Origin of the sequence: Bremerella sp. JC817 (assembly GCF_040718835.1) — a bacterium.
Lineage (GTDB): Bacteria > Planctomycetota > Planctomycetia > Pirellulales > Pirellulaceae > Bremerella.
In genome coordinates this window covers 1-332 of record NZ_JBFEFG010000013.1, presented here as the reverse complement: position 1 = coordinate 332, position 332 = coordinate 1, and the positions used below count along the sequence as shown (strand labels likewise).

The 332-nt window shown below is 71.1% G+C and carries 1 protein-coding gene; it reads right to left on the bottom strand.

Annotated features, from left to right (window positions below):
* Positions 1-280 (bottom strand): hypothetical protein (locus tag AB1L30_RS00050; RefSeq protein ID WP_367011321.1); only part of this gene is annotated, 280 nt, incomplete at its 3' end.
* Positions 281-332 lie beyond the last annotated feature (52 nt).

The following is a 332-nucleotide window of genomic DNA, read 5'->3' as shown; positions in this document are numbered from 1 at the left end:
TCGCCGAGACCAGCCCGGCGGCGAAGGTCGGCGACGCTTGCGGCGTGATCAACGCGATGAGGTCGGCCGCGGCCCCGGCATCGTCGCGTCGGAAGGTGACGAACTGGCGGGCCGTCTCGAGCCTCGCCTCCTCGGTTCGGGCCTCATTGCCGACCTCGGCCAGCAGCCGGTCGGCGATCTCGGCGGTATACCGCTCAAATCCCTCGGCCCCCAGGCGACTGGCCAGGGCGACGAGCTGCCCCTGGGTCTCGGCCGGGAGCCTCGTGAGCAGGAGCGCCATCGACTCTTGATCATCCTTGTCGAGGGTCGCCGGCCGATCCTCGGGCCAACCC